General features: G+C 57.7%; 4 protein-coding genes. 1 reads left to right on the forward strand and 3 read right to left on the reverse strand.

Going from position 1 to position 5,438, the window contains the following annotated elements; genetic code table 11:
• Window positions 1–367: 367 nt before the first annotated feature.
• Window positions 368–1,543, forward strand: coding sequence for a DNA polymerase IV (locus tag ABYV26_RS19830; protein WP_372683092.1), 1,176 nt, complete (start codon window positions 368–370; stop codon window positions 1,541–1,543).
• A gap of 408 nt (window positions 1,544–1,951) precedes the next feature.
• On the opposite strand, the gene ABYV26_RS19835 is transcribed toward ABYV26_RS19830, so the two are convergent.
• The 3 genes from ABYV26_RS19835 to ABYV26_RS19845 all read right to left on the reverse strand — a co-directional run.
• Window positions 1,952–3,949: a transglutaminaseTgpA domain-containing protein gene (locus tag ABYV26_RS19835; protein ID WP_372683093.1), complete on the reverse strand. Its 1,998-nt coding sequence runs from the start codon at window positions 3,947–3,949 to the stop codon at window positions 1,952–1,954.
• 3 nt (window positions 3,950–3,952) lie between these two features.
• Window positions 3,953–4,897: a DUF58 domain-containing protein gene (locus tag ABYV26_RS19840; protein WP_372683094.1), complete on the reverse strand. Its 945-nt coding sequence runs from the start codon at window positions 4,895–4,897 to the stop codon at window positions 3,953–3,955.
• A partial coding sequence (locus tag ABYV26_RS19845; protein ID WP_372683095.1) for an AAA family ATPase occupies window positions 4,894–5,438 on the reverse strand: 545 nt, incomplete at its 5' end. The genes ABYV26_RS19845 and ABYV26_RS19840, both read right to left, overlap by 4 nt.

A 5,438-nucleotide genomic window follows, 5' to 3' on the forward strand; every position in this document is an offset into this window, starting at 1 on the left:
GATGCTGATTTCGTTTCTCAAGGGATTGAGGATAGAGATGGTTCCTCGCTCCATCTGCATGGACGTAGAGAGGATATCGAGCACTTTGTACATGGATTTTTTCAGATCCAGATGCTCGTTGAGGGCATTGGATATTTCGTAAAGGAGGGTGACCTGTTCTATGGCTTTCATCTTTTTCCTTTTTTTTTATCACGGTGAAACTCAAATAATGTAACTCAGGCCTCTGTTTACAACATTTTTGTAATCTCTGACAACCCCGAAAGCGAAGTCCATCATTTTCCTTCTCTGCAGCTGCCATTTCAAATTAAGGCGCCCTGAACCGCGAACACGTCTTGAAAGGAGATAAGGTAACCGGTAAAATGAGTCTATGATTCTGCACATCGATATGGACGCCTTTTTTGCTTCGGTGGAACAATTGGACCACCCCGAGCTGAAAGGAAAAGCCCTGGTGGTTGGCGGCGACTCGGGCCGTGGGGTCGTGGCGGCCGCCAGCTACGAGGCCCGCCGATACGGCGTCCACAGCGCCATGCCCATGTTCAAGGCCAAACAACGCTGCCCACGATTGGTAATCGTCTCCCCACGAAGACACCGCTACAGTGAGGTATCCCGATCGGTCATGGCAATCCTTAGCCGCTATTCGCCGCTCGTCGAGCAGGTCTCCATCGATGAAGCATACCTGGATGCGGCCGGATGCGGCCGGCTTCACGGCTCGCCCCATGACATGGCCTGCGCCATTAAAACCGATATGCGGGACCAGGTGAACCTGACCTGTTCCATCGGCATCGCTCCCTTGAAGTTCCTGGCCAAAATTGCCTCGGATATGCAAAAGCCAGACGGCTTGACCATCATCGGCCGTGAAGCCGTTTCCGGCGTCATCGCCGCGTTGCCCGTGGAGAAGGTGCCTGGTGTGGGCAGGCTTGCCCATCGTCAACTCAGGGAAATGGGCCTGGCCACACTGGGAGACGTCAGAAAAACCGGACGAAGCGTTCTCGTGGATCGACTGGGCAAATTCGGCCATCGCCTGGTGGACCTTGCCCACGGGAAGGACGAAGCCACCGTCACTCCGCATTCCCCCACCAAATCCATCTCTACGGAACGGACCTTGTCATCCGACACGCGAGACTGCGAACGGTTGAAGCAACACCTCCTGGCGCAGAGCCAGGAGGTCGGCCGCCAGCTTCGTCGCCAGCGTTTTCTGGCTCGAACCATCACATTGAAACTGAAAGACACCGATTTCAAACAGACGACCCGCAGCGTGACCCTGGACAGACCTATCCAGTCCTCGGAAACCATCTATCGCACGGCTGAAGCGCTGCTGGCGAGTCGGTCTTTGGGCAAATCGGTTCGGCTGATCGGCGTGGGGGCATCGGCATTGATAGCCGACACCACGCCCCAGCAGATATGCCTGTTTCCGGAGATTGAAAAAAAAGAGAGTGGATGGGAAAAAATTGACCGGGCCGTGGACAGGATTGCCCAGCGGTTCGGGCATTCGGCCATTCACCGGGGCTCGTTGACCCCGCCGGATGACTTGTCAATGGACTGATGCCCGGGGTTCGGGATTCAGTATATAGACCCCGGAATTAGCCTATTTTAGGTCAGAAAATAAATTACAATTTCAAAAAACCAAATTACGAATAAATCTCAATAACCAAATTAAAAATCCCAAACCATCATTTGTCTGGAAGAAAGGGCATCCGAATTATCAATTGCGGAGAAATCAAAATGACAATCAACTGTAGGTTTTTTGCCCTTTTGAGCTTTGGATGTTGTGATTTGGAATTTATTTGAGATTTGTTATTTGATGCTTGTTATTTTAGATGTTGTGCCTGCAATTTGTGGTTTACGGCCTGCGCCTCTTCAACAGCACCGATTTATCTGGTCTCTGGTCTCTGGTCTCTGGGTTCTGGGTTCTGAGTTCGGGGTTCTGGGTTCGGACACCCGACTTCCGTCCTCAGGCTTCCGACATCCGACCTCCGTCCTCATTCCTGCGACCGCCGACAGCCATCGCCTGTCGCGGGTTGAAGCGCCGTACCCGCAAACGAAAAGCCTTCAACGCATCCAGGTCGCGTTGGCGGCCGTATCGCAGACCGATGTAGTGTCCAATGATTGCATCCACATCCCGTTCGAGTGCAGGGTGTCGACTCATCAACATGCGCCCATAGTCTAACGGTCCCTGGTGCAGGGCCTTGGGCATGCCGGCACTGGCCATCTTGTCCAGAAAACGTTTGTAAATCTTCAGCACGCTGTCTTCAAACGGTTTCGGGTATTCTTTTTTTCGCATCCTGCCCAGCAAGATCACGCCGACGATAAACAGCGGCGGCAGCGCCATTAACAGCAGCCAGCCGCTTTGCCGGCCCGCGGAAATGCCGATCCGTTTGAAAAGAGCGATTTGGTCTTCGGCGGAAAACCCCATGAACCAAATGTTCCAGCGGGTATTGACGGCCTCCCAGGTCTGGCTCACGGTTTCGCTCAAGCCAGACAGCCAATCGCCCCGGGACCGACCGAGAAACCAGAGCAGCGCCTCTCCGGCAAGGGCGCGTTCAATGCCGGCGTCGATGCGGTCTGGGGCGACGGCAAAGGTCGGATCCACGCGAACCCATCCCCGCCCCGCCTGCCACACCTCGCACCATACGTGGGCATCGGAATGGCGAACGGTGAGAAAATCCCCCAGGGCGTTCCACCTGCCCCCCTGATACCCACCCACGATCCGAGTCGGCACCCCGGCAGCCCTCATGAGCACGGTAAAAGCGGTTGCAAAATGCTCGCAAAACCCTTTCCGGCTGACAAAAAGAAAATCGTCCACAGCGTGAACCCCCAACCGGTCCGGCTGCAGCGTATACAAGAACTCTTTTTCATCGAAAAACGCCAGGGCTTCCGCCGCCACCATATCGGGCTCTGCATGGGTCTGGGCCCACCGGCGTCCAAGGGCAACCGCCTGTGGATTGAGGTTCGAGGGCAATTGCAGATAGGCGTCACCGGGAGCGTCGGCAGAATTCGGCAGTGAGTTCAGAAATGATGCGGCACTGTAGTGAAAACGCTGCCAGATGGGTCGACGGGCCATCAAGGTATGATCGTCCATGATGGTGGCCACGGAATTGACCGTCACCGGCAGATCCAGGATGAAGAGGTGCCGCTGGCCGTGAGGTTCCAGGATCACCGAATAGCGGGACAGATCTGTGCCGCTGATGCTTTCCCGGCGGATGGCCTGACGGTTGGCGGGATACCAGCCGGTGCCGTCAAATCGCTGGAAAACGATGCCCCGCCAATAGCGCTGGTCCGCATCCGGCAGCGGGGAGTCGAAGGTCACCGAAAATGCGGGTTCGTCCACCAGCACCAGCCGGGACACATCGCCGATGCGAAGGCTGCTGGAAAAACCGGAACGGCTTTGCTTGGCCCATGGGGATCCCCAGAAGCTGCCGGAGAGCCGCGGGAAGAGAAGAAAAAGCAGTACCATCAGCGGAACCGCCACAAGGATCATCCTGGCCGAGAGTTTCAGCTGCCGGCCGATCGCGCCCGTGGGGTCGTTCACATGGATCAGCACGCCGGTGATCGTCCAGACCGACATGAACAGGTAGAGGGTCATGGAAAGATTTTCAAAAACGAACAGGCTGGTGATGGTCAGAAAATAGGCCAAAAAGACCGTCACCATACTGTCCCGCCGGCTGCGGATCTCCAGGGGCTTGATACCGGCCATCACAGCCAGCAGGGCGATAAAATCCGATCCGTCAAACCGCAGGCCGGCAAACATCAGCACCGCCGTCATGCCGAAGACGAAGATCGACAGTCGGATGCTTCGAGACACCACAGGCCACCCGCGGCGCTCCTGAAAGAGCAGATACCCCCAAGAAACGGTGCACCACCCCACGGCCCACCAGGGCAGCTGAAGCACCAGGGGCGCCATGGCCACCGCAAGGGCAAGGAGCAACAGACGAATAGGCTGCCGCTGCATGGCTCAGCCGTTTCCGTAAAGGGCCAGCGCCCGGAGGCATCGGTCCCGATGAACCCTGCCGTTGGCGGCAGGAAAGGTTTGTCCGGCCAGGCGCATGCCGAAGCTGCGTCGCTGATGGTACGCTTGGAGAATATGGAAACAGAGAATGGAGAGCTTTCTCTCGGTATCACCGCCTTGGATGTCATCAATATCCAGCATCAGGGCGGCGCCGGCCTCGCCCGCAAAGGTTTTGGTGTGAAGCCCCTGGCCCCGCGAATAGGCCTGCCAGTGGATTCGCCCCGGTGAATCGCCGGGTTGGTAGGCCGTTAGTCCCACAAAATCCTCGACACCCGCCGTTCGACCGATGCCGCCTTCTCGCTGCACTGACGCGGTCGTGGCGCCGGGAACCGGGCCAGAAATCGGGCGGGGGTATACCAGACACTGCAGTCCGGTGTCGATCCGCGCCCAGGCCTGAAATAATCCCAGTGGATAGTCGCAAGCGATACGCAGCCATCCCGGGTTGAGAAGCCCGCGATGGCCTGCCCATGCGCGCACCAGAACCCGGGCCGGTTGATTGGGTTTAAAATCCCCCCGGATAGGATCTGCCGCGTTAAAATACCAGCTGAGACCGGTTCGGGTTCGGGCCACTTCGGCCACCCGAAGGTCCACCTCCACGCCCTCTCCGGCAAATACCGGCATTGCCGTCGCCCTTAGCAGACGCAAGCCGTAAAGCATACTGTAGGTGTGCATCATGGCCGTCAGCCCGAGGCTGCCAAGAAGAAAGGTCAGTAAAAAACCCAGGTTGTTGTTGTAGTTGACGGACCCGATCAGCATGGCCCCCAGCACGGTCAGGTAGAGCACGCCGTAGCCCGTGGGAAGAATATAGATGTTGCGCAGGCCCAAGGCCACGGGAACGGTCGTGTTGCCGCCCACGAAGCGGTAAAAGGTGCGGGCAATGGCGGCGATCACGTCACAGCTACCTCTTGGAACAGGGTTTCCAGCCGCCTGGCCGGGATCTCTGTCAGGTCATCTCGGGACCTGAGGCGGTGCCCGACCACGCTGACCAATACCGCCTGGATATCTTCGGGCAGGGCGTAGTCACGGCCGCTGATAAAGGCCCAGGAGCGCGCGGCATGCACCAGCGCCAAACCTGCGCGTGGTGAAAGGCCCATGTGAAAATGCTTGCTGGTGCGGGTAAAATCAAGCAGGTCCTGGAGGTAATTCAAAAAAGCGTCGGCCACGTGCACCTGGTCGACCTGTTTCTGAAGTCCCAGCACATCCTCCGGAGACAGGCACCGCTGCATCTCCGTCAAGGCCTGGCGCTGGGTCCGGTCCCCGCCCAGCAGCCGCCGCTCCGCATCACGGTCTGGGTAGCCCAGTTCGATGCGCATTAAAAACCGGTCCAGTTGGGACTCGGGCAGCGGAAAGGTGCCGGACAACTCCATGGGGTTCTGGGTGGCAATGACAAAAAAGGGGGCGGATAACCCGCGCGTCTTGCCGTCGCTGGTGA

It is taken from the genome of Desulfosarcina sp., from assembly GCF_041551955.1.
Classification (GTDB): Bacteria; Desulfobacterota; Desulfobacteria; order Desulfobacterales; family Desulfosarcinaceae; genus Desulfosarcina.

What these genes read in the sequence shown, in the direction of transcription:
- ABYV26_RS19830 (WP_372683092.1), top strand. Translation starts at nt 368, where the DNA reads ATGATTCTGCACATCGATATGGACGCCTTTTTTGCTTCGGTGGAACAA.
- ABYV26_RS19835 (WP_372683093.1), bottom strand. Translation starts at nt 3,949, where the DNA reads ATGCAGCGGCAGCCTATTCGTCTGTTGCTCCTTGCCCTTGCGGTGGCC.